Source organism: uncultured Duncaniella sp. (genome assembly GCF_910577345.1).
Taxonomy (GTDB): Bacteria; Bacteroidota; Bacteroidia; order Bacteroidales; family Muribaculaceae; genus Duncaniella.
This window is the reverse complement of the sequence record NZ_CAJTMT010000006.1, coordinates 64012-87426: the sequence shown is the minus strand read 5'-3', so window position 1 is coordinate 87426 and position 23415 is coordinate 64012. Positions and strand designations below refer to the sequence as shown.

The following is a 23415-nucleotide window of genomic DNA, read 5'->3' as shown; positions in this document are numbered from 1 at the left end:
TTGAAACCAATGAAAAAATTATTGTTTTCACTCTCCTGTCTCGCTGCATTCGCTTCATCAGTCTGCCTAACTTCCTGCCAGGACGATGAGATGGTCAATGCAGGTACAGAAGAATTTCAGACCGTGATGGCCACCGCCACCGGTAGCTTTGGCCCTGAATCAAGAACTTCATTCCCTGTAACCAACAATTCAGTTAAATTCAACTGGAGCGAAGGCGACCAGATTGTTGTTTTAAGCGAAGACGGTGAACGCAACATCGGCGTAATGACACTTACAAGCGGTGCCGACAGTAATTATGGAGATTTTCAAGGTAACCTCCGTACCAAGCCAACCGACCAGAAAGTTCATGTTTACTATCTCGGACAGAATGTAAAATCAGGTCTTAGCGGTGTGGCATACGACATGTCCTTCAACATCGCCGATCAGCTGACCGCCCACGAGAACCTTACCGACTACGGTTTCATGCACGCCGATGCCGAACTTGAACGCTCTACCGACGGTCAGGTCAATATCAAGTTCCAGGTTAAGAGCCTCATGACCTATGCTCACTTCTACTTCCACCTCCCCGAAGGTGTAAACGCAACCGACGAGAATGTTTCAGTTGCCGGAGCAAAAGTAAGCAACAGCTTCACTCTCAACTTCAGTGACGCTTCTTTCACCAATGTTGCAGAAGGCGCCATCGCCATTCATCCCGAATGGGACGGCACCACAGGTAGCGCTTTCATGGTGTTCCTGCCTGCTAACGGAATCGCTCCTGAGTTTAACGTAACAGTTGGAGAGAAAACATATCGTGCCACTCTCCCCGCCACAGAATATGAACCCAACGACTTTATCTGCGGTGGCAATCCTGCTCACGGTAAGGATGTTTATTTCTCTGAGAATGGCGAATGGACTGTAACTTACATGGATGGTGAAAAGGTAGTTGACACTCAGAAAGAAAACAGCTTCGCTCCCTCTATGACTTTCACTGCAATTGCAGGTCCTGAGAAAGATGCTTTCAACTTCCTCGGTTGGGCTGAGGCTGAGAACGGCGCTGTTGTCTACACTGCCGGTCAGGAATTCACCCTCAACCGCCCCGAAACTGAAAAGACCCTCTATGCTGTATGGGAAGCTGCTAAGGCTGAGAATATGACCGTAATTGCTTGGAACAACGATGGTACCACTACCAAGCAGACAGCCGTTGAGTACAACCACACATGGCCTTACACCTTTGATCTCAGCAACTTTGATACTCCCACACGCGAAAACTATAAGTTCATGGGTTGGGGTGCATCTGCTGACGCTACGACTGCCATCACTTCCGTAACTTTCGAATATCCCGAGATCGTAAAGGAAGTTTACGCTATCTGGGATGAGCAGTGGAAACACACCACATACACTCTCAACTATGGTGAGAAAGGCGTATATGGTAAAGCACAGCAGTTCTATCCTGCCTCCGGCCAGACTCCTTGGATTTTCTATTGTGAAGAGGCTGACTATGAATATACCGCACCTGCAGGTTATGAACTTATCGGTTGGGCTGACGAGGCCAACGCTACCGTAGCCAAATACACACCCGGCAACGAGATTTCAACCGGCGGCAAGGACATCCAGGAAAAGACTGTTTACCCCGTGCTTAAGAAGAAAACTTCTGAGGGTACTATCACCGCTCCCGGCAGCACCGGTACTGGTTATTAATCAAAGTCTGAAATTGACAACTTAAAAAATTTGAAAATTCCATGACTAAAAACTTTATATACACAGCCTCAGCCCTGCTCCTTGGCTCGGCCATCACTCTGACCTCATGTCAGAGCGAGGAGGACTTCGGACAGGTGGCAGGCAGCGGTGAGCGTCAGGTGCTTCTCACCATCAACGCCAACCGTGGTGAGGGCGACAGCCGCCAGTCCCGCACTTGGTTTGAGGTGACAGACGGCGACCTCGTCACAAACTGGTCGGCAGGAGACAAACTCGTGGTTACCAACCTCACTGAAAGAACTCCCGTTTCAGAATATCAGACTCTTGGTGTGATTGAAATCGTGGAGGGTCAGGACACACCCACAGGTGTATTCCAGGGTACTGTAACAGTGCCTGAAGGATGCACCAAAATCAATGTGTCTTATCTCGGCTCGGCCTACAACGATGACCTCGCAACATCAAAGGGTAGCATCACTTTCGATATTGCCAATCAGGATGGCACCCTCTCAACAGGACGTGACTTCCTCACCAGCTATGATCTCGACCTCAACGTGATTGACGGAACTGCCACAGCTTCTACCACCCTCACACGTTATCTCGGCTACGGTTATTTTGAGCTCGCCCTCCCCGACAACGTAACCCTCGCTGCCGGTGATGTGATTACTATCACTGAACCCAACGATGGTACACTGCTCAATCACTTCTCTTACAACATCAACTATCCGACATCATCAACCAACTCCAATGACCGTCAGATCACCATTACAAAAGCCAAAGCCGGCAATGACTTCTGGCTTGCTATGGTGCCCCAGACATGCGAATTGAAGTTCACTGTTGTCAAGGATGATGTTACTTACACCGCAACCCTCGGCTCACACGCATGGAAGGCCACTGAGTATGTCCGCGCAGATGAAAACAATACTCCTGTTAAGATTACTGATTGGACTTACGATGCTCCCGGCGTAGTTGACCACAGCAAGAACCCCCTTGCAAAGTGGGCTGAGTCTGACCTCCAACGTGTAGGTTCAGGTGCAAGTGCAACAGGTACATTTACAGGTGATCCCACAATAACCGGCTATTACTATCAGTTCGGCCGCAACCATGGTTTCTCAAGTGTAGCTGATGCTCAGTCAAAATATGGTGTTGAGCGTAGCGATATGGCCGCCAACCGTAATATTTATCCCGGTACCGGTTCGACTACTGTGGTGCCAACATATTATGCCACAAGCATAAATTTCACCAATTATACGGATTATTTCTTTATCGACAACAACCATGGCGGTGACTATACTACCCCGTCACGCGGTCAGACCTGGAATGAGCGCGCCAAGTCGATGGGCTATGTGAACGAGGATCCCTCTCCCGCAGGATGGCGTCTGCCTACTGTTGCTGAATACAAGGAAATTCTCCCTGCCATTGACGGTAAGGCCGGCAACTCGGGGTCCAATGCATGGAGCACTCTGTCTCAGTTCAAGACTCTCGCCGATGGTACTAAATGTGCTTTCCGTTGGTCAAAGACTACCGCCAGCAGGTATTCATACCTCCACATCGAGTGTCTCGTTGTGGATAAAAACCTTGACAATCTTGATGCCGTTGACTGGTCTGATGAAAACGTGGTAAGTCGTTACTTCAAAGGCAACGGATATATCAATGCCCACCGCAACCTTTGGCAGTTAACATCAAGCGGCGTTGTTTCAACCCATTATACTGCCCGTCCTATGGCTTGGGGCACATATTATGGTTCCGTCCAGACTAATGGCACTGTACTCGTTTCCGTGACTGATAATTACATGAATTATGGTGGATTCTATTGGACCTCTGACGCTGTTCAGGGAATATTCTCCATAATCTTCAATAATTCATCCGGTTACACTCTTGGATATTATCTTTCTCAGTATGATAGCCCGATGGGAGCTAATATCCGTTGTATCAAAGCTGACTAATTATTCATTAATAATTAATTCATTATCGTCCGGAAGGAATTGGATATACTTTCCGTCCCTATCCGGACGATTTTTCCAAACATCATTATCTCCTACCCCATCCACTCTCCGGGCATTTATCTCTCTTCCACTTCTATCCGACAATAATTAGAAAACAATATATACCCTATCGCCGGGTCAGGCGATTATCCGTGCACTCTGCTCCCGTATAGTAGATTAATCTGATCATCAATATTTTAAATCATACTATATACCAATCATGACATTTTCACTGAAAAATTACTTGCTACTCTCCGCCGTGGGCGCCTCTGCCCTCTGCTCTTGCAGCAACGAAGATTTTGACGGCTTTGGTTCCGATGCCGAGGCTCGTATGGTAGAAATGACTGTAACACTTGCAAAAGGTGGTCTTGACGACGACCTCAACGGTTCGCGCACCACCCTCGTTGAAAACGGAGGTGACCTCACTTGCCTCTGGGATGAAAACGACCGGGTGCTCATCGCGACAGCCGACGGCACTCCCGCCGGTGTCCTCACCCTCTCCGACGGAGCCGGACAGGCAACCGCCACTTTCACCGGTCAGGTCGATGCCAACAAAATCAACACAACCTATGTGAATGTGCATTACTTCGGCACACAGGTTGACCCCACTACCGTGACTACTACCTATATTCACGACTTCTCAACACAGCCTGGTACGCTCAGCTCACTCTCTGACTATGACTTTCTCACGGGTCAGGTAGGCATAACCCTCACCGGAGACGTAATCACTACAAACTATAATCTCAAACTCACGCGTAGAACCGCCTTCGGTCGTTTCCATCTCAACTTCCCTGAGGGCGTTGTTGTGCCTCTCGACGCTGAAATCACTGTTACAGGCTCATTCCTCCACACTGTAGGCAATTTCGGACTCAAACTAGAAAGTAATTTCGATACTCCCTCTACAAACAAAATAGTCACGACATTCGACACCGGATATGACCATGAAGTGTGGCTCACAATCCTCCCTGCCTCGGCTCCCTACACCACTTCGCTGACTTTCACCGTGACTGCGGGTGAGACCACCTACACCGGCACACTCGCCGAGCGCCAGTGGAAGGCCAACGAATATGTCCGCGCCACCCTCGACGATGGCACCTTCGCCGGCATCCCCGTCGAAATGACCCCCACATCCACAGGCGGCGACGACAACGGCGAAACCAACGAATATGGCGAACCCCTCAACAACCCCCTCGCCAAGTGGGCGAAATACAACCTTACCCGCGATGGTGCTGAGACAAACAAATTTGCTGCTGAAGGTGATAACGGCGCCCTCTATCAGTGGGGCCGTAACCATGGCTTCATCGATAACCTCAGTTTCTATAAGGGCACTAGCTTCGAAGCAAGTATTAACTTCGAATTCTCCAACTATATAGATGCCATGGGTGAACGCAATAAAGACAACGCCCCCGATTATTTTTTTGACTATTACGTATATAATCCGAGCAATATGTTTATGGAATGTGGCACAGAAATGCGCTACACGCCCAACGACCCCAATTATATGCTTTATTACGATGCTCCACGTTCCTACAATACATTGGCAGAGCTGAAAGCCCATACAAGCCAATACTTTATGGATGGTACAATGGGAGGCCGCTACATGGGCTATGGAAATCTTTATTACGGCATGGAAAGCCAGAATTATAATTCCGACTACTGGCTGGCATCGTTTGGCAACGGAGGCAGCACATGGGGTGAACGTGCCGTTGCATGTGGTTATGAGAACACTAACCCCTGCCCCGAAGGATGGCGCTTGCCATCAGCCGAGGAATTTGCAGAAATTGCACCCGAAGGCTCTGGCATCGACAATACAACCAACCTAGCAACAAACCTAAACAACTTCTCAGAAGTCCGTGAGAATTCAGCCGGTGTGCGCTACGCTATAAGATGGCTTTACTCAGCCAATGCCATAACAATTGAGTGTGTGGTGGTTGATGCAACAATCACATCAAGCAGCCAGCTCACATCACTGTTCTGGGATCAGCACACAACCGACAAAGTGGTACGTGAATTCCCATTCACCGGAGCAATCCAGCCATTTATCGCACTTTCTGATGGTATGAGCTTCGCAAATGAAACTCTGATTGTTCGTCCAAGCAGCCGAGGCGTTGTGGATTGGAGTGGAATACAACAGGGAATTGGAGCTTACAATAATTGGAGCTGGATGCTCATAGGGCCAGCCGATGTCAACAATGCCAATCCCGCATTTGGAGGCTACTGGGTTAACGAAAAAGGTCGTGCATTTAAGTTCGAGGCAAAAGAAAAATACAATAACAAAAATACCTCAAATGCCACACTTGTTTTGGCATCATGCCTCAAAATGGATAATGCTGACCCAGTCATGGGCTACGCCATCCGTCCTGTCCGCGACTATTCTAAATAATCGTCATTAACAATTCCGCAATAATAACAATTCAGGAGGGCGGGTATTCATTTTTATTATCAGTTTTGAGTTGTCAGTTGTCAGCATTGTCACAGACGAGAACATCAGACGCAAGAATTAACTGAGCAAATCCACAACCCCTCAACTTGAAACTCCAAACTCAAAGCATTTCAGCCCTCCACCCCACAACTCAAAACTAAAAACTCAAAACCCACAACTCACAACTCAACTCCCCAATCAAAATGAAACATAGAAAATCCAATATATATATATCAGCATTTTGCGTGGCAGCGGGCATAAGTTCATGCTCCACCGATGCGACCATGCCGAGAGCAGCAGGCGAAACCCGCAGCGTCGACATGCAGATTACCGTCAGCAAATCAACCGACGCATCGCGCACGGTAATTGCAGAGAACGACGGCGACCTCGACTGCCTCTGGACCGCCGGAGACCGCATCGTCGTCAGCTCGACCGACGGAACCAAACTCGGCATCCTCAGCCTCACCTCAGGCGCAGGCGAAAGCCAAGCCGTGTTTGAAGGCAAGATCGAAGTGACCGAAGAAGAAGGCACATCAACTTTCAACTTCTTCTACTTCGGGACAGAAACCGACCCTGAAAGCATCGGATCCACCGTGATGCTCAACTACTCCTCGCAGGAGGGCACACTCGCTTCGCTCTCAGCCAACGACTTCTTCAGCGCATCGTCAAACGTAAGCATCGCCTACGGCAGCGCGACAGCCGAGAGCGTAGTCCTCAAACGCGCGACAGCCTTTGGCCGTTTCAATCTGCAGTTTGAGGGCGCAGACTGGTCGGGCGAAACTGTCACCGTCAGCGGTTCCGGTCTCACCAATATCCTCAATGTCGGGCTCGACGGCAGCATCACCACCGACAACGCAGAAAACGCCACAATCACCGTGGCCAATCCTGAGGCCGACCTCTGGCTCACAATCCTTCCCGGAGAAACCGACCTTACATTCACAACCACCATCGGCGAAAAGCTCTATACAGCCACTCTGCCCTCACGCAAATGGACCGCAGGCGAATATGTGCGCATGGCAAACGCCGACGGTACAATCTCCGGTATCCCCGTCGAAATGACCACCGAGCCTGACCCTATCACCGATCCCGGCGATGCAGTCGGCCCCGTGTTTGAGGTCAAGGATAAGAAATTCCGTTTCACCAAGGCCAATCTTGCCTACAATGTGAATGAGAAGCGCTGGTATCTGCTCGACGAGCAATGGTCGTTCCTCTGCAAGAAGGGCTGGGCATACGCCAACGGCTCATACGTCGGCACCAAGGAGAGCGACATCGACCTCTTCGGCTTCGGCTGCACCGGTCTGCACTTCTCCTACTACAACGACCGTCTGCAGACCCCGACACAGTTCGAAGAGGACATCAACGCTCCGGAATATTTCATCCAGAAGACCCTTTATGCAGGACAGTCCATCAATGGAACATCACAGGGATATTATTATCCGACACAAAATGAAACCTGCAATCAGGGCTATACCGGCAGCAATCTTGAATATGGCATTCAGGAGATGACAATGGACTGGGGCACGGCCTACGAGCAACAGGAAAACAATGGAGGCAACTATTACACCCTCCTCTCCTCGGATTGGTCGGATCTGCAGAGCAAATATTTCATGACCGGCGCGACAATCACCGATATTGCCAATCCCAACAACAGCAACAAGGCAGGGCTCTACGGTTGCATGATACTTGATGCTACCAACAAGACCGAGGCAAGCGCTCTGCTGAAGGAATATGGCGCAACGGTCAGCGCAAGCCTTTCGGACAACCTGAGCTTCACCGGCACCAACTATCAGTATTTCAACTATGATTATGTGAAGCTGACAAGCGAGCAGTTCAAGGCGCTTGAGGCTGCGGGCAAGGTAGTGTTCCTCCCAGAAGCGGGCCACACTGCCGTGACAACCAATTCCTATACGAAAACAGACGGCTACTATTGGACAGCTACCGCAGGACAGGCCTATACAAGCACTATCTTCCGTTTTGATGGAAACGTGACCCCGAAAGTGTTCAAGCTCGACACACAGTCAAGCCGTATCTTCGGCTGCGCCGTCCGTCTCGTGAAAGAGGTAAAATAAGAATCAGTATATAGTTTTGTTAAGATTGGGACTGAAGTTGGATTGAAATTCCCGGAGACCGCTAATTTCGATCCAACAGGGCAGAAGAGCATAAGGGACAGAAAGATATAAATCAATGTCGGTCTGTAGCCCATGAGCTGATTTCCCTTACAAGCCCTTCGCCCCAATCAGGTTTTGCAGGGACGTTTTTCAGAAACATTCATGTCTGACGACACAAAATGGTGTTGAATGATGTGAAGGTTTTTGAAAAACGTCCCTGCAATTTCTGTATTGTTCGAAAAAATCACTAACTTCGCATAATCAACCAATTCCGAAACTATGCAACACTGGGACAGGCTTATAAATGACAAGCGGTTCGGGCTTGAGCATTTTCATGATCCGAAACGCGGGTCGCGCAGTGATTTTCAGCGCGACTTCGACCGTCTGGTGTTCTCCTCTCCGTTCAGGAGGCTGCAGAACAAGACGCAGGTGTTTCCGCTCCCCGGAAGCATCTTTGTCCACAACCGTCTGACCCACAGCATTGAGGTGGCGAGCGTCGGGCGCTCGATGGCCGGCGAGATTGCCTCGGCCCTGCGCGTCAAGTATGCGGGAGAGCCGTGGGCCGGAAAACTCGACTCTATCGGCGAGATTGTCGCCGCTGCCTGTCTTGCCCATGACCTCGGCAACCCGCCTTTCGGCCATTCCGGCGAGAAGGCTATCTCGACATATTTCAGCGAGGGGGAAGGTCGCGAACTCGAAAAGGAACTGACTGCCGAACAGTGGGCCGACCTCACCCATTTCGAGGGTAACGCCAACGCATTCCGCCTGCTGACCCACCGCTTCAACGGACGGCGACCAGGCGGACTTGCCATGACCTATTCGACCCTTGCTTCGATTGTCAAATACCCCTACGCCTCCACCCTTGCCGGAAGCCACGGCAAATTCGGATTCTTCACTTCGGAGAAGGATGATTTCATAAAGGTTGCCGACGAACTCGGGATGCTTCCGGTGAAGGAGCCGGAGGGACAGATACGCTATGCGCGACATCCATTGGTCTACATCGTCGAGGCCGCCGACGACATCTGCTATGAAATCATGGACATCGAGGATGCCCACAAGCTCAAGATACTCTCGACGGAGGAGGTCATACCCCTCTTCCTGAACTATTTCGACGAAGCGAGGCGCTCCCACATCGAACGCATCATGCACGGAGTCGACGACCCGAACGAAAAGATAGCCTATCTGCGTTCGTGTATAATCGGTGTCCTTGTCAACCGCTGCGCCGAGGCATTTGTCAAGCATGAAGAGGAAATCCTGCGCGGGGAATTCCGTGGGTCGCTCCTCGACCATATCCCCGACCCCGAACGCCGTGGCTACCGCGATTGCGAAGCCCTTTCGTGGAAGAAAATCTATTGCTCAGGCGATGTGGTCGACATCGAGCTTGCCGGTACGCGCATCATCTCCTTCCTCATCCATGAGCTTGTCAAGGCCGTGCGCAACCCCGACCTCAACTATTCACGGCTGCTGCTCGCAAAGGTTCCGCAGCAATACGAGACCCAGTCGCCCACGCTCTACGGAAAGATTCAGGCCGTGCTCGACCACATCTCCGGCATGACGGATGTCTATGCCCTCGACCTCTACCGCAGCCTGAGCGGAATGAGCCTCAAAATCAACAACTGACCCGAACTGACCGTTCCGACAAAGAAAGCAGGGTCATAAATTATGCAACTCCCCCACTCTCTTGTTCCTCATCCCTACCTCACACGAACAGAAATTATGAAAGTCACCACACTCCGCTTCTCTCTCATCCTTGCCATGCTGCTTGCACTCGCAGCACCGGCACCGGCAATCACCGTCGACGAAGTGCCCAACGTCCATGTCGCCGACCGCACCCAATATGTGTCTAACCCGGCGGGCGTACTCTCCCCTGCCGCCGTCAGTAGCCTCAATGCCAGCATCGGCGCACTTTGGAATGCTACCTCAGCCGAACTGGTCGTCGTGGCCGTCGATGAAGTCGATCCGTCCATGACCCCGGAGGATTTCGCCACCCGGCTTTTCGAAAAATGGAAAATCGGCAAAAGCGACAAAGACAACGGCATCCTCGTGCTCCTCTCGCGCGACGACCATGCGGCAATTATCCGCACAGGCTACGGGGTGGAGGGCATCATCCCCGACATCGTAGCCGGACGCATCATCCGCAACGAAATGTTTCCGCTCTACCGTGAAGGAAAATATGACGAGGGAACAATCACAGGTGTCAACACCATCATAAAAGCCCTCAGCGACCCTACCGCCGCTGAGGAGCTGAAGTCGAAATATGCCAACGACTCCCGCCGTGGAGTCGACGACGATCTCTCGGGTGCAGAACTCTTCAACATGTTCCTCGGACTTGCGGTAGCCATCGGCGTGGGAATGCTCCTGCTCGTCATCTATGCCATTGCGTCGAGCCGCAAGCTCGATGACGTGCAGCGCTACCGTGCCCTCGAACAGTATCGGACCCTCGCCCTCTTCGCAGCCTTCCTCTCGCTTGGTCTCGGACTTCCGGCCTATCTTATCCTCATCAGTAAGATGAAGCGGGTGCGCCGCCACAAACGTGACTGCCCACACTGCGGGACACGCATGGAACTGATAGACGAGGAACACGACAACGACTACCTCACCCCCGCGCAGGACACTGAGGAACGCATCAACTCGATTGACTATGACGTGTGGCACTGCCCCAAATGCCATCAGACAGAAGTGCTCCCCTACATAAACCGTCAGACAAACTATACCGTCTGTGACCGCTGCGGAGCAAGAGCCATGTCGCTCGTAGACCGCCGCACGCTGCGCCAACCGACCGTCAGCTATGAGGGTGAAGGTGTGGACATATATATGTGTAAGAACTGCGGCAACCAAAACAACCGCCGTTTCCGCATTCCCAAAAAGCCCGACCCCGCGGCTGCGGTGGCGGCCGGTGCCATACTCGGCAGCGCTCTCGGCCGTGGCGGAGGTGGCGGAGGATTCTCCGGCGGCTCATTCGGCGGAGGCATGACCGGCGGCGGAGGCGCGGGAGGCAGATGGTAGGCTCATTACTGACGGTACTTCCCGCATTCATCACCCCGTTGGCCGATTTTCTCTGCGGCTACCCACTTTTCATCCTGCTCATCGGCGGAGGATTCTTCCTCTTTTTCTATTCCGGCATGGTGTCGCTCCACAAACTGCCGGAAGCTGTGCGCGAACTCCGCAGCAAACAGTCGCGCGACTCCGGGGAACAGATTTCGTCTGTCCAGGCATTGATGTCGGTCGTAGCCGCTACGGTCGGCATGGGCAATATCGCAGGTGTGGCCATAGCGCTCGTCATGGGTGGCCCGGGAGCCATATTCTGGATGTGGGTCAGCGCTCTTGTCGGCATGTCGACCAAATTTCATGAAGGAGTGCTGACTACGCGCCACAAACACCTTCTTCCCGACGGACGCGGAGCGGGAGGTACAATGTATATCATCGACAAGGGACTCGGACAGCGCTGGCACTGGCTTGCCATTACATTTGCCATCGCCGGAATGCTCGGGACACTCTGCATCATGAATGCAAACCAGCTCACGGAGGCGATGGTCAGCGCGTTTACGACACCGGAATGGCTTCGCGGCAACAGTCTCATCTCAGGAATAGCCGGCGGTTTCGGCTGGAGCCATGAATCGGCGTTCCGTCTGCTCGTCGGAATAGGAATCGCACTGACAGTGACCATGGTCGTCATAGGCGGCATACGGCGCATTGCCCGCGTGGCGCAATGGCTCGTTCCATTCATGGTCGGACTCTATTTTCTCAGCGTCGTCTACATTATCATTACTCACATCAGCGATGTCCCGGGCGTGTTCAAAAGCATTTTTGCCGAGGCGTTCAATCTGCGCGCCGGATGGGGTGCGCTTGCCGGAATAGCCATTATCGGAGCCCGACGTGCTGCTCTTGTCAACGATGCCGGAGTCGGCACGGCAACCATCATGCACGGAGCATCGGCCAACCGTTCGCCTGTGAGAGAGGGGCTGATTGCCATGCTCGGTCCGAGTATCGATTCGGGATTGGTGTGCACACTGACAGCCGTGGCCCTTCTGCTCTGCGGGGATTTTCAGGCAGTCGAGGGTGTAAAGGGACTCGATGTGGCCATGAAAGCCTTCGGCAACGCCATCCCGATGGGTGAATATCTGCTGATGGTCATAGTCCTGTGTTTCTCGCTGTCGTCCATGTTCAGCTACAGTTTCTACGGCAACCGCTGTGCCGCCTATCTGTTCGGTGAAAAGAAGGCGAAGTTCTACACATGGTTTTTCATCGCCACGCTCGTCATTTTCGCAGTCATTCCCCTCGGAGTCGCCATCGGATTCTGCGATCTCTTCTACGCGCTCATGGCATTCCCGACCATGATTACCCTGCTCCTGCTACGCCGTGAAGTGAAGGAAGAGATAAAGATTTTCGACGAAAACAAACTCTCGACGCCCCTGACCGACTGACCCGGCTAAAACCACCGGGTCTTGTAAGAGATGAAAAGAGGAGATACAAAAGAACAAAAGAAGCAAAAGCAACAGAAGTATAATTTACTTGAAATTAAATCTTTTGTATCTTCCGGCTTATCATATAACAAATTTGTTATATTGCTCTAAGCTAATGCGGAACGCGTTATAGGGACTTTTGTACCTTTCTAACAGATATAATTCCATGCACTGTAATGACAGCTTGTGCAAAAAAATACAAATCGGTAGCGAGATAGCAATCAGTAAGCTGTATGGCAAACTAAATCCGGATGGAAATCAGTAAGCTGCGGAGCAGCGATGCGCTAATAGCCCCATGTCGAGCGACGATGGAAAATGCAGGCCGAAGGCCGGAATTTCACCATCGTCCGAGGCATGGGGTGATGTACGCCATTTCATGACGGGCATCGAAGATGTCCTATAATATTACCATCAAATAATATCACCATCAAATAAAACAAAAACTATATCCCGAAAGAAACATCAACATGCTGCTTCTTTCGGGATATAGTTTTCTGTGAATTCCAATGAATATAACCAAGAGATTATATTCAAAATTTATTTCCAAATTCACATCCGCTTATTACGGACGGAATTTACGTCAATTGGATTACCTCAACGGATGATTACTTTGGATACCTTTGAACCCTGACGGCGGATGAGAAGCTGACCTGCAGCGGGATTCTCAACGCGCATACCCTGAATGTTGAAATATTCAACAGGAGCATTTTCATCGGCAGCCTCAACTTCGATATTCTCGATAGCGGAAGTCTCATCGCCAGACACAGTTGTCTTAAGATCGAAATAACCGGGCATTGAACTTACCTCACCCCAAGCATTTGCAGCGCTATCCCACTGAGAATAGTTACCAAACAGATAGATAACAAAATTATACTGCTTACCGGTGGCAAGTTCCACACTTGAATAATTAGTAAAGATCACATTCGGATTGTCAAGCTTAACTGTATTCACACCATCAGCTGTAAAGATAACTGAAGAAGACAGGCCATCGATTGAATAAGTCTTATCACCATAGAGATCTCCGGTTTCAGTGAATCCGGCTTCAGGGATAATGTTGAACATTGTTCCAACTGTGGGAACTGCATTCGGATCGCGCTGCTCGACCTTGCATACAGCATCACCCTTGGCTCCGAGGAAATTCTTAAGAGTAAGAGTCATGGTGTCGAAATCCATTTCAAAGGGAGTTTCGATGGAACCGAACTCACCCTGAGGCCATGAGCCGGAAAGAGTCATTGTTCTTGTCTCACCTGAAGGTTCTTCGGGAGTCTCACCACCTTCTGCACGAACAACAGAGATATAGATGAGCTGTGTACGGGTATTACCATCACGGCTGAGATAAAGTTCGGGAGCATCAGCAGCAAGAGTGTAGGTGTATGAAGGAACGTCGCTTGTCGGAGCAAGAGTAAGATTTACAAAGTCATCACTCTTGTAAAGGAGATCGTTGACACTTGTAGTAAGCTTGCAAGCTCCACGCTTGGCTTCGTCTTTGTTTGCAATCACACCTTTCACGGTCACAACATCGCCGGTCTTGAAACCACCGTCAGCAGTTAACTTAATGTAGTTATCATTAGCTTCACCCCAATTGTTGTTGAATGAAAGCGCAACTATTTTAGTTCCATTTTCAAGAGTCACCTCACGGTCATCATCAGTGGTTCCACTGATTGCATAGCCATGGTTTTCCTGTCCTTCGACATTGTAGGCAACCAAATACTCCTCAGCTGACACCGACATTGTCATCGCAGCTGCGGCAAAGAGAGTAAATAATTTTTTCATAAGCAATTAAATGATTGATTTATTGATTGTTTTTATTGTTTCGGACGTAAAAAAGGGCAATTTGCCAAATCCGAACGCAAATATATGACATTTATTTATAATTCTTACCATATTTTTAAATATTTTGTCGTTTAAGCGATAAAATCCGACTTTTTTCGCTTAAAAACATTCAAAATTTAAACTTTTCGACAATCTATACGAAAATCCGATGAATTGAGGTTCAATCCGAAAATCCCGGTTCATGTAAGATAAAAAGAGATACAAAAGAACAGAATAAACAAAGGCAACAGAAGTATAATTTGCTGAAATTAATCTTTTTGTATCTTCTGACCTATCATATAACAAATTTGTCATATCGCTCTAAGCTAATGCGGAACGCGTTATAGGGACTTCTCTCATTCTGTACCCTTTTCAGATATTGACGGATTTAATGCACCGTAATGACGGCTTGTGCCTGAATTGACGTTAGAAATGGCTGTATGCAAATCGTCCCCGCCGGGTAAACCCGACAGGGACGATGAATATATTCAAGAAGTAGGTTTGACTGATTAGCCGTTAACTTTCTTCATGTGGGCGATGAGGTCGAGAACCTTGTTAGAGTAGCCGATCTCGTTGTCATACCAGCTAACAACCTTAACGAAAGTCGGGGTGAGCTGGATACCTGCCTTAGCGTCGAAGATAGAAGTGAGGGGGCAGCCGAGGAAGTCGCTTGAAACAACTGCGTCTTCAGTGTAGCCGAGGATACCCTTGAGTTCGCCTTCAGAAGCTTCCTTCATTGCAGCGCAGATTTCTTCGTAAGAAGTCGGCTTAGCGAGGTTAACAGTAAGGTCAACAACAGATACGTCGAGGGTGGGGACACGCATTGACATACCGGTGAGCTTGCCGTTGAGTTCGGGGATAACTTTACCTACAGCCTTAGCAGCACCTGTAGAAGAGGGGATGATGTTGCCGGAAGCAGCACGGCCACCACGCCAGTCCTTCATAGAGGGACCGTCGACAGTCTTCTGAGTAGCAGTAGTAGAGTGAACAGTAGTCATGAGACCTTCAACAACGCCGAACTTGTCGTTGAGGACCTTGGTGATAGGAGCAAGACAGTTAGTGGTGCAAGAAGCGTTAGAAACGAACTGAGTTCCCTTAACATAGCTATCCTGGTTAACACCGCAAACGAACATGGGGGTATCGTCCTTAGAAGGAGCAGACATAACCACATACTTTGCACCTGCTTCGATGTGAGCCTGAGCTTTTTCCTTAGTGAGGAAGAGACCGGTTGACTCAACAACATATTCAGCGCCTACAGCACCCCAACCAATTTCAGCGGGATTCTTGCATGCAGTCACGCGGATGGGCTTACCGTTAACGATAAGAAGGCTCTTTTCGAGATCAAAGTCTACAGTGCCATCGAAACGGCCGTGCATGGTGTCATACTTAAGCATGTAAGCCATGTAGTCAACGGGAAGAAGGTCGTTGATTGCTACTACTTCGATATCATCGCGCTTTGTTGAAGCACGGAACACGAACCGACCGATACGGCCAAATCCATTAATACCTATTTTTGTCATAGTTTTATATAAAAAATTGGGTTGTTAAATTTTATCCTATTGAAAAGTTGAAATCATGATGAAGAAGCTGCCGCTTGCCGGGCGACGGTCTCGCGCCCTTGCGGGGACGCCCTCTTCAAAAGCGCTACAAAGTTACTACTAATTTTTGAAATACCGCAGGTTTGCACGGAAATAATATTGGTGTTTTTTGCGCGATTTTGTATAAAAAAGCTAAATAAAGCATGAAAGGAATGGAAATTAGTTATTTTTTACCTATTTTTGCGACATTCAAGAGCATTGGCAAACCAACGGCCCATGATTTTGTTTAACACTATTGCATGTGCGGCCTTATAGATTAACGCACCATGTTTCCATCTTTAAATCAAACATTATGTCATTAATCAAAGAATTCAAAGAGTTTGCCATGCGTGGCAACGTGATTGACATGGCTGTCGGCGTAGTCATCGGCGCGGCTTTTGGAAAAATCATCTCATCACTCGTCGATGACATCATCATGCCACTTGTAGGCGTCGCCACCGGTGGTATGAACTTCACCGACTACAAGTTCGTCATCCAGAAAGCCATCATCGACGGCACGACCCAGGAAGTCATAAAGCCGGAAGTAACCCTCAACTGGGGTAGCTGGATCCAGACAATCGTTGACTTCCTTATCGTGGCGTTCTGCATCTTCGTTGCAATCAAGGCCATCAACCAGCTCAAGCGCAAGCAGGAAGAACCCGCTCCCGAGCCTGAGGCTGCACCCGAACCGACCAAGGAAGAAGTGCTCCTCACAGAAATCCGCGATTTGCTCAAGGAAAAGAAATAAGAGGTTGAAAACACAACTTCCAACATCTCCCTATCATAAAGCGGAGGAAGGAACCGGTTGCAATGGGCGGTTGCACGAATACTCCAATCAGAGCACTCCGCAACCATAAGCCAAGCGCCGGTTCCACCTATTTAAATTATCATATTTCCGGAAGACCAATCCAGACAGCCAAACAAATTACCGGAAAGCTCACCAACCAATCCATCACACTTCCCCATGAAAACTATCAGAACCGGACTTTGTCTCGCGGCTTTAGCAGTCGGAGCGGGAGTCCAGGCGGAATCCAAGGTGACCACCACCATCGCCGGAGAAACAATCCCGAAGGAAGCAGTCAAAATGACCTTTGACAAAGACCTTGTCACCATTACCTTCAGCGACAGTTCCACACAGACAGCAGAAATGAATCTGGTCAACATCGCTCTTGACCACAATCATGGCTCATCAGGACTGACAAACATCACCGCTGACCCAACGGCCAAGAAGGGCGTGTATAACCTCAAAGGCCAGTATCTCGGTGAAAGTCCCGAAGGGCTTCCCGCTGGCATATATATTGTAAACGGTCAAAAAGTAAATGTAAGATGAAGCGCAACCATATCCAATCGCTGCGCGGCTTCATCGGAGCAGCCGCAATCGCCTGCACACTGACCGCCGGTGCGCAGGACACGACAACACTCAGTTGGGATTTCACCTCCACCCCTGAAACGGACATTGCCAACCTCAATGCCGACGCCACCAACTGGAAAGCTTCGGTGACAGGCACGGACACGAGCGTGAACCGCTGGGCCAATACCGCGAAATTAAGTTCATCGGCCCTCATCGCCAACGGTCAGGAACTTGAAATGACCAAGGGTCTCAAATTCACAGCCGGAGGAGCCGACAAAATCCGCATCGACAAAAATTCGGCCATACGTCTCAACGGCTCCAAACTTTCAATCACCATTCCCGGACTGTCGGAGGGCGCAAAGGTCACTGTCGTATGCGAAACCGCAAATTCAAGTGATGCCCGTTCCATCTCAGCAACCAATCTGACAACCGTCAGCGGCTTCGCAAGCTCAACCGAACGGCAGACCAATGTCGGAACCGTGACCGCGACAGGCGATGTGACTGTCACAACCGGAGGCGGCATGGCTTTCTATACCATCACCGTCGAAGGGAACGAAAATGGTGGAGGCGACACCCCCACCCCGCCTGTCATCACCGACGACCACTCGGTAAAGATGAACACCACAGTAAACCAGATGCTCCTGCGGACCACCGGTGGCGATGTGAAGTATTACAACACTGTTGACCTTGCCGAAGTGAACATCGACAAGGAGAACGGCGTGGTCAGCGTCATGCCGAAAACAGGTGACTGGAACGATGAATTCAAACAGAACATCGCAGCCATCAGTTTCGCAAAAGCACCCGAAACAGGCGAGGATGCGGAAATCGTCAACCGTGGTGTCAGCATCACCGAAGCCAAAGGTTGGCTCGAAAGCGTCTACTGCAAATGGGAACTCCTCGAAGGGGCATCAAGCTACCGTATATATATTAAAGGTGGAAAGTATGCCGACTACACCCCCGTTGACCGCGAGCTTGCACGCAACTACGGGACATACGGCCGCGCCGACATCCCCGGTCTGCCCGCAGGAGTCTACTCGCTGAAAGTCGTCCCCGTCATCAACGGCGAAGAGGTGGCCGACAAGGCAAGCGAGGCTACAGCTATGAATGTCAGAGCCTACGACCGCAGCGGTTTCGCCCACTTCAACTTCAATGACGGTATAGGTGCATACAAGGACAACGGTGAGCTCAAGGATGATGCCCGCGTCATCTATGTCACCGCCGAAACTGCCAAAACAGTGACCTGCAAGGTAAAACAAAGCAATAAAGATGGCGATGGAACGGTATTCACAGGTCTGCAGTCAATCATCGACGCTTATCAGAAAGGTGTGGAGACACGCCCGCTTGCCGTCCGCCTCATAGGACTTGTCAAGAAGGATGACCTTGACAAAATCAGCAGTTCGGCTGAAGGATTGCAGATAAAAGGCAAGAACAACACTATTCCGATGAACATCACGATTGAAGGTGTCGGAGACGATGCGACAACATGGGGCTTCGGCTTCCTCCTGCGCAACGCCTGCTCGGTTGAGCTCCGCAATTTCGCCAACATGCTCTGTATGGACGACTGCGTATCCATCGACACGGACAACCGTAACTGCTGGGTGCATCACCTTGACCTCTTCTATGGAAGCACAGGCGGTGACAGCGATCAGGCAAAGGGTGACGGCACTGTCGACATCAAAGGGGACTCGCAATACATCACCGTGGCCTACAACCGTTTCCACGACAGCGGCAAAAGCTCACTCTGCGGCATGAAGAGCGAAACAGGTCCCAACTACATCGACTATCACCACAATTGGTTCGACCACAGCGATTCCCGCCATCCGCGTGTACGCACAATGACCGTCCATGTATGGAACAACTACTTTGACGGCTGTGCGAAATATGGTGTCGGCGCGACAACAGGCGCGAGTGTCTTCGTCGAAAACAACTTCTACCGCTCGACCAAATACCCCATGCTCATCTCCCAGCAGGGTCATGATCCGGAAGGTAGCGCCGGAACATTCTCCAAAGAGGACGGAGGCATGATAAAGAGTTTCGGAAACGTCTATGCCGAGACTGCCGGAAACGACCGCTTCACCCCGACCACACAGAAAATCAGCGCAAGCGCATTTGACTGTTATGAGGCTGACAACGCCGACGAGAAGGTTCCCGCGACCTACAAGACGGTATACGGCAACAACGTCTACAACAACTTTGACACCGACCCGACACTGATGTATGTCTACACCCCTCTCGAAGCAACCGAAGTCCCGGCAGTTGTGACCGGATATTTTGGTGCAGGCCGCCTGAATCATGGCGATTTCACCTGGGATATGAGCTATCCGGGAGCCGACACGGACTATTCCGTAATCACCGCTCTCAAAGCCGCACTCTCAGCCTACACTTCAAACCTTGTAGGCATATTCGAATAAGCAGAAAAAAATGGTATCTGAGTTGACCCCTCACAAGGTCAATCCGGATACCATTCAGACCAAAAAATAACCGGAAGATTGCTGAAATTCAGCAATCTTCCGGTTATTTTTTGGTCAATTCAATCTTAATGCCTGTTTTTCCAAACCTCCCTTTGGGAAGGTATCAGGCACGGAATGATTGGATATTAGTATGCAAACATGGGATAGGGCTGCATGGTAGCGTTGACTTTCGCACGGACAGCAGCGATGTTTTCAGCGCTTTCAGGATTGCGGAGAACGGTGTCGATCATCTCAGCGATCTCAAGCATGAGCGGTTCCTTGGCTCCACGGGTAGTGATGGCGGGAGTACCGAGACGGATACCGGAAGTCTGGAACGGGCTGCGCGAATCGAAAGGCACCATGTTCTTGTTGGCGGTGATGTCGGCCTGAACGAGAGCCTTCTCAGCCACCTTACCTGTAAGTTCAGGGAACTTGGTGCGGAGGTCGACGAGGATACAGTGGTTGTCGGTGCCACCGGAAACGATATTGTAACCCATATCAACGAGAGCCTGTGCAAGCACGGCTGCGTTCTTCTGAACCTGAAGCTGATATTCACGGAACTCGGGAGCGAGAGCCTCGCCGAAAGCGACAGCCTTGGCAGCGATAACATGCTCGAGGGGACCACCCTGAACACCGGGGAACACAGCCGAATCAAGAAGCTGCGACATCATCTTCACGACACCCTTGGGAGTCGTCTTACCCCAGGGATTTTCGAAATCCTCACCCATCATGATGACGCCGCCACGGGGACCGCGGAGAGTCTTGTGGGTAGTTGTAGTCACGATGTGGGCATATTTCACAGGGTTGTCGAGAAGGCCGGCGGCAATCAGACCTGCGGGGTGAGCCATGTCGACCATGAAGATCGCACCGATTTCATCGGCAAGACGACGCATACGGGCATAGTCCCATTCGCGGCTGTAGGCACTTGCACCACCGATGATGAGGCGGGGACGCTCGCGGCGTGCCACTTCCTCCATCTGCTCGTAGTCAACACGACCTGTCTCACGGTCAACATTATATTCAAGCGCGTTGAACATAAGGCCGGAGAAGTTTACGGGGCTACCGTGTGAGAGGTGACCGCCGTGGCTGAGGTTAAGGCCGAGGAATTTGTCGCCGGGATTGAGACAGGCCATGAACACAGCCATGTTGGCCTGTGCGCCTGAGTGGGGCTGAACATTGGCCCACTTTGCACCGAAGAGCTCCTTAAGGCGCTCGATTGCGATGCTCTCAGCCTCATCGACCACCTCACAACCTCCATAATAACGGTGGCCGGGATAGCCTTCGGCATACTTGTTGGTGAGACACGAACCCATGGCGCGCATCACTTGCTCACTAACGAAATTCTCGGAAGCGATAAGCTCGATTCCTTTTTTCTGGCGCTGATGCTCGCGCTCGATGATGTCGAAGATAACTTTGTCCTCTTTCATAGATAAATATAATGAGTGATGAGTTTTTCTTTTTTACCTTTTTCTCACGCTCCACCCGAAATGTCCAAGCTCGTCGCCTTGCTTGAAATAATGTCCGTGGGAGTAGTTGATAAGTCCGGCGGCACCAAGATCGAAAGCCCCGGTGACAGGGTCGATGAGTGAATCCTCGGCAAGCACATTGACCACATCGGCTATGAACATGTCGTGGCTCCCGAGATGCATGATTTCCTTGACACGGCACTCGATACACACGGGCGATTCGGCTATATAGGGCGACGAAACCTTCACACCCTTTACCGGCGTGAGACCGGTCTCCTTCCATTTGTCGAAATCGCGACCGGAGCGGACACCGGCCCAGTCTGTCGCACGAGCCATCGGCTCGGTGGTCAGATTGATGGTGAATTCCATCTGCTCCTTGATGAGCGGATAGGAAAAACGTTCGGGGCGCACGGAAATGTAGCACATCGGGGGATTGGTACACAATGTACCCACCCAAGCGACAGTGAAAATGTTGCTGTGGGCCTCATCCCCGCAACTGACGAGAACTGCGGGAAGAGGATAAATCATTGTGCCGGGTTTCCAGGATACTTTCATGAGAAATTTGCGAAAACTGAAGCTTGCTGTCAGATAATCTTTGCATCGATGCTCTTGACAGCCTGAGAGCAATAATGGCAACTGATGGTGACATCGTCGCGGTCAATCACATGGAAACGGGTGCGCATCGGCTCATTGTTGGTGATGCACTTGGGATTGCCACACTTGACGATGCCCACAATAGTATCCGGAAGAATCACGGGGAACTTCTCGACGACCTCATAGTCACGGATAATGTTGACCACAGCGGTGGGAGCGATGAGGGCTATTCGGTTGAGTGTCGATTCGGGGAAGAAAACGTCGGCAACCTTGATGATGCCTTTCTTGCCGAGCTTCTTGCTGTCAAGATTGTTGCCGATCGTGACGGCGCCACCCAGATTCTCGATACCTAAAATCTTCACGGCCTTGAAAAGAGATGCGGAAGGTATATGGTCGATGACAGTTCCGTTGCGGAGAGCGGCCACTGCGAGTTCTTGTTTTGAGACAGTCACTTTTTATATAAGTATTAAGTGATAAGTATTAAGTAGTAAGTAAGACACTCCTTATGCCTCGATGCCGAGCGCACGGCAGATGATGGCCTGACGGGCGTAGAGACCGTTGCGGGCCTGGTCGAAATAATATGCGTGGGGATTGTCGTCGACATCCTGCGAGATTTCATTGACGCGGGGAAGCGGATGGAGGATGCGCATATTCTCTTTCGCACCGTCGAGCATCGAATTGTTGAGATTGTAAAGATCCTTCACACGCTCGTATTCCATGATGTCGGCGAAACGTTCGCGCTGCACACGGGTCATATAGATGATGTCGCTGCTGTTGATGACCTCGGGAGAAAAATCGGTATGCTCCGAATAGCGGATGCCGTTTTCATCACAGAAGGTCTTATATTCGGCAGGCATTCCAAGTTCCTTGCAAGCCACAAAACGGAATGTCGGGTTGAAATAGCGCATGGCCATCAGAAGCGAGTGGACTGTGCGGCCATATTTGAGGTCACCGACAAGCGTGATGGTCAGATTTTCAAGAGTGCCCTGAGTCTTGTAGATGGAATAGAGGTCAAGCATTGTCTGCGAGGGATGCTGATTGGCACCGTCGCCGGCATTGATGATGGGGACATCCGTCACCTCCGATGCATAGCGGGCTGCGCCTTCGAGGTAATGACGCATGACAATGAGATCGACATAGTTGCTCACCATCTTTATCGTATCCTTCAGGGTCTCCCCTTTTGAGGAACTCGTGGTGTTTGCATCAGAGAAACCGATTACTCGTCCTCCGAGACGGTTTACTGCCGTTTCGAAACTGAGACGCGTACGGGTTGACGGTTCAAAAAAAAGTGTTGCGACCACACGCCCTTCAAGCAGACGGCGGTTCGGGTTTTCCTCAAAACGACGGGCCATGTCGAGCAACGAGAGAATCTCTTCACGCCCTATGTCGCTTATTGATACAAGACTATTGGTGTTCATTGCAGTGAAATGTTGAAATGCTTGATGAGTTCACTGCAAATTTACTCACTTTTCAGGAAAAAACAGGCACTTTGCCATAAAAATTAGCCTGATTTTAT

The 23415-nt window shown here is 50.5% G+C and carries 16 protein-coding genes; 10 read left to right on the top strand and 6 right to left on the bottom strand.

The genetic code is table 11. The features are described from left to right. Nucleotides 1-9: 9 nt before the first annotated feature. From QZ310_RS04495 to QZ310_RS04465, 7 genes are all read left to right on the top strand, one after another. On the top strand, nt 10-1677 hold the full coding sequence (locus QZ310_RS04495) for an InlB B-repeat-containing protein (RefSeq protein WP_297070811.1): 1668 nt from the start codon (nt 10-12) through the stop codon (nt 1675-1677). Between the two features lie 41 nt (nt 1678-1718). After that, nucleotides 1719-3617 (top strand): hypothetical protein, encoded by a 1899-nt coding sequence (locus QZ310_RS04490; protein ID WP_297070809.1) that lies wholly within the window; start codon nt 1719-1721, stop codon nt 3615-3617. Between the two features lie 259 nt (nt 3618-3876). Beyond that, nucleotides 3877-6039 carry a hypothetical protein gene (locus QZ310_RS04485; protein WP_297070807.1) on the top strand — a complete coding sequence of 721 codons (2163 nt, stop codon included), beginning with the start codon at nt 3877-3879 and terminating at the stop codon, nt 6037-6039. Nucleotides 6040-6281: 242 nt separating this feature from the next. After that, the gene (locus tag QZ310_RS04480) at nt 6282-8147 is read left to right on the top strand and encodes a hypothetical protein (RefSeq protein ID WP_297070805.1); all 1866 of its coding nucleotides are present in this window, start codon (nt 6282-6284) and stop codon (nt 8145-8147) included. Between the two features lie 318 nt (nt 8148-8465). Then, nucleotides 8466-9806, top strand: coding sequence for a dGTP triphosphohydrolase (gene dgt, locus QZ310_RS04475; RefSeq protein ID WP_297070803.1), 1341 nt, complete (start codon nt 8466-8468; stop codon nt 9804-9806). A gap of 96 nt (nt 9807-9902) precedes the next feature. Next, nucleotides 9903-11192, top strand: coding sequence for a YgcG family protein (locus tag QZ310_RS04470; RefSeq protein ID WP_297070801.1), 1290 nt, complete (start codon nt 9903-9905; stop codon nt 11190-11192). Then, nucleotides 11186-12610 (top strand): sodium:alanine symporter family protein, encoded by a 1425-nt coding sequence (locus QZ310_RS04465; RefSeq protein ID WP_297070799.1) that lies wholly within the window; start codon nt 11186-11188, stop codon nt 12608-12610. The genes QZ310_RS04470 and QZ310_RS04465 overlap by 7 nt, the downstream gene beginning before the upstream one ends. A 633-nt stretch (nt 12611-13243) precedes the next feature. On the opposite strand, the gene QZ310_RS04460 is transcribed toward QZ310_RS04465, so the two are convergent. Together QZ310_RS04460 and gap are read right to left on the bottom strand one after the other, a co-directional pair. After that, a complete protein-coding gene (locus tag QZ310_RS04460; protein ID WP_297070797.1) occupies nt 13244-14422 on the bottom strand; it encodes a hypothetical protein in 1179 nt (392 codons plus the stop codon). 548 nt (nt 14423-14970) lie between these two features. Beyond that, nucleotides 14971-15981: a type I glyceraldehyde-3-phosphate dehydrogenase gene (gene gap, locus QZ310_RS04455; RefSeq protein WP_297070795.1), complete on the bottom strand. Its 1011-nt coding sequence runs from the start codon at nt 15979-15981 to the stop codon at nt 14971-14973. 370 nt (nt 15982-16351) lie between these two features. Here gap and mscL point away from each other — a divergent pair, with 370 nt between their 5' ends. The 3 genes from mscL (at nt 16352) to QZ310_RS04440 (ending at nt 19800) form a co-directional block, all read left to right on the top strand. Continuing rightward, nucleotides 16352-16786 (top strand): large-conductance mechanosensitive channel protein MscL, encoded by a 435-nt coding sequence (gene mscL, locus QZ310_RS04450; RefSeq protein WP_297070793.1) that lies wholly within the window; start codon nt 16352-16354, stop codon nt 16784-16786. Nucleotides 16787-17002: 216 nt separating this feature from the next. After that, nucleotides 17003-17368, top strand: a complete 366-nt coding sequence (locus QZ310_RS04445) for a subtilase (protein WP_297070791.1) — start codon at nt 17003-17005, stop codon at nt 17366-17368. Next, a complete protein-coding gene (locus QZ310_RS04440; protein WP_297070789.1) occupies nt 17365-19800 on the top strand; it encodes a pectate lyase in 2436 nt (811 codons plus the stop codon). The genes QZ310_RS04445 and QZ310_RS04440 overlap by 4 nt, the downstream gene beginning before the upstream one ends. A 185-nt stretch (nt 19801-19985) precedes the next feature. Here the strand turns inward: QZ310_RS04440 and glyA are convergent, their stop codons facing one another. Genes glyA through pyrB form a run of 4 tightly spaced genes read right to left on the bottom strand, consistent with a single transcriptional unit; the run spans nt 19986 to nt 23317 of the window. Further along, nucleotides 19986-21266, bottom strand: a complete 1281-nt coding sequence (glyA, locus tag QZ310_RS04435; protein ID WP_297070787.1) for a serine hydroxymethyltransferase — start codon at nt 21264-21266, stop codon at nt 19986-19988. A 33-nt stretch (nt 21267-21299) separates the two neighbouring features. After that, nucleotides 21300-21860, bottom strand: a complete 561-nt coding sequence (locus QZ310_RS04430; protein ID WP_297070786.1) for a flavin reductase family protein — start codon at nt 21858-21860, stop codon at nt 21300-21302. Between the two features lie 29 nt (nt 21861-21889). Next, nucleotides 21890-22351 (bottom strand): aspartate carbamoyltransferase regulatory subunit, encoded by a 462-nt coding sequence (gene pyrI / locus QZ310_RS04425; protein WP_297070784.1) that lies wholly within the window; start codon nt 22349-22351, stop codon nt 21890-21892. A 51-nt stretch (nt 22352-22402) separates the two neighbouring features. Then, on the bottom strand, nt 22403-23317 hold the full coding sequence (gene pyrB, locus QZ310_RS04420) for an aspartate carbamoyltransferase (RefSeq protein ID WP_297070782.1): 915 nt from the start codon (nt 23315-23317) through the stop codon (nt 22403-22405). Nucleotides 23318-23415: the final 98 nt, after the last annotated feature.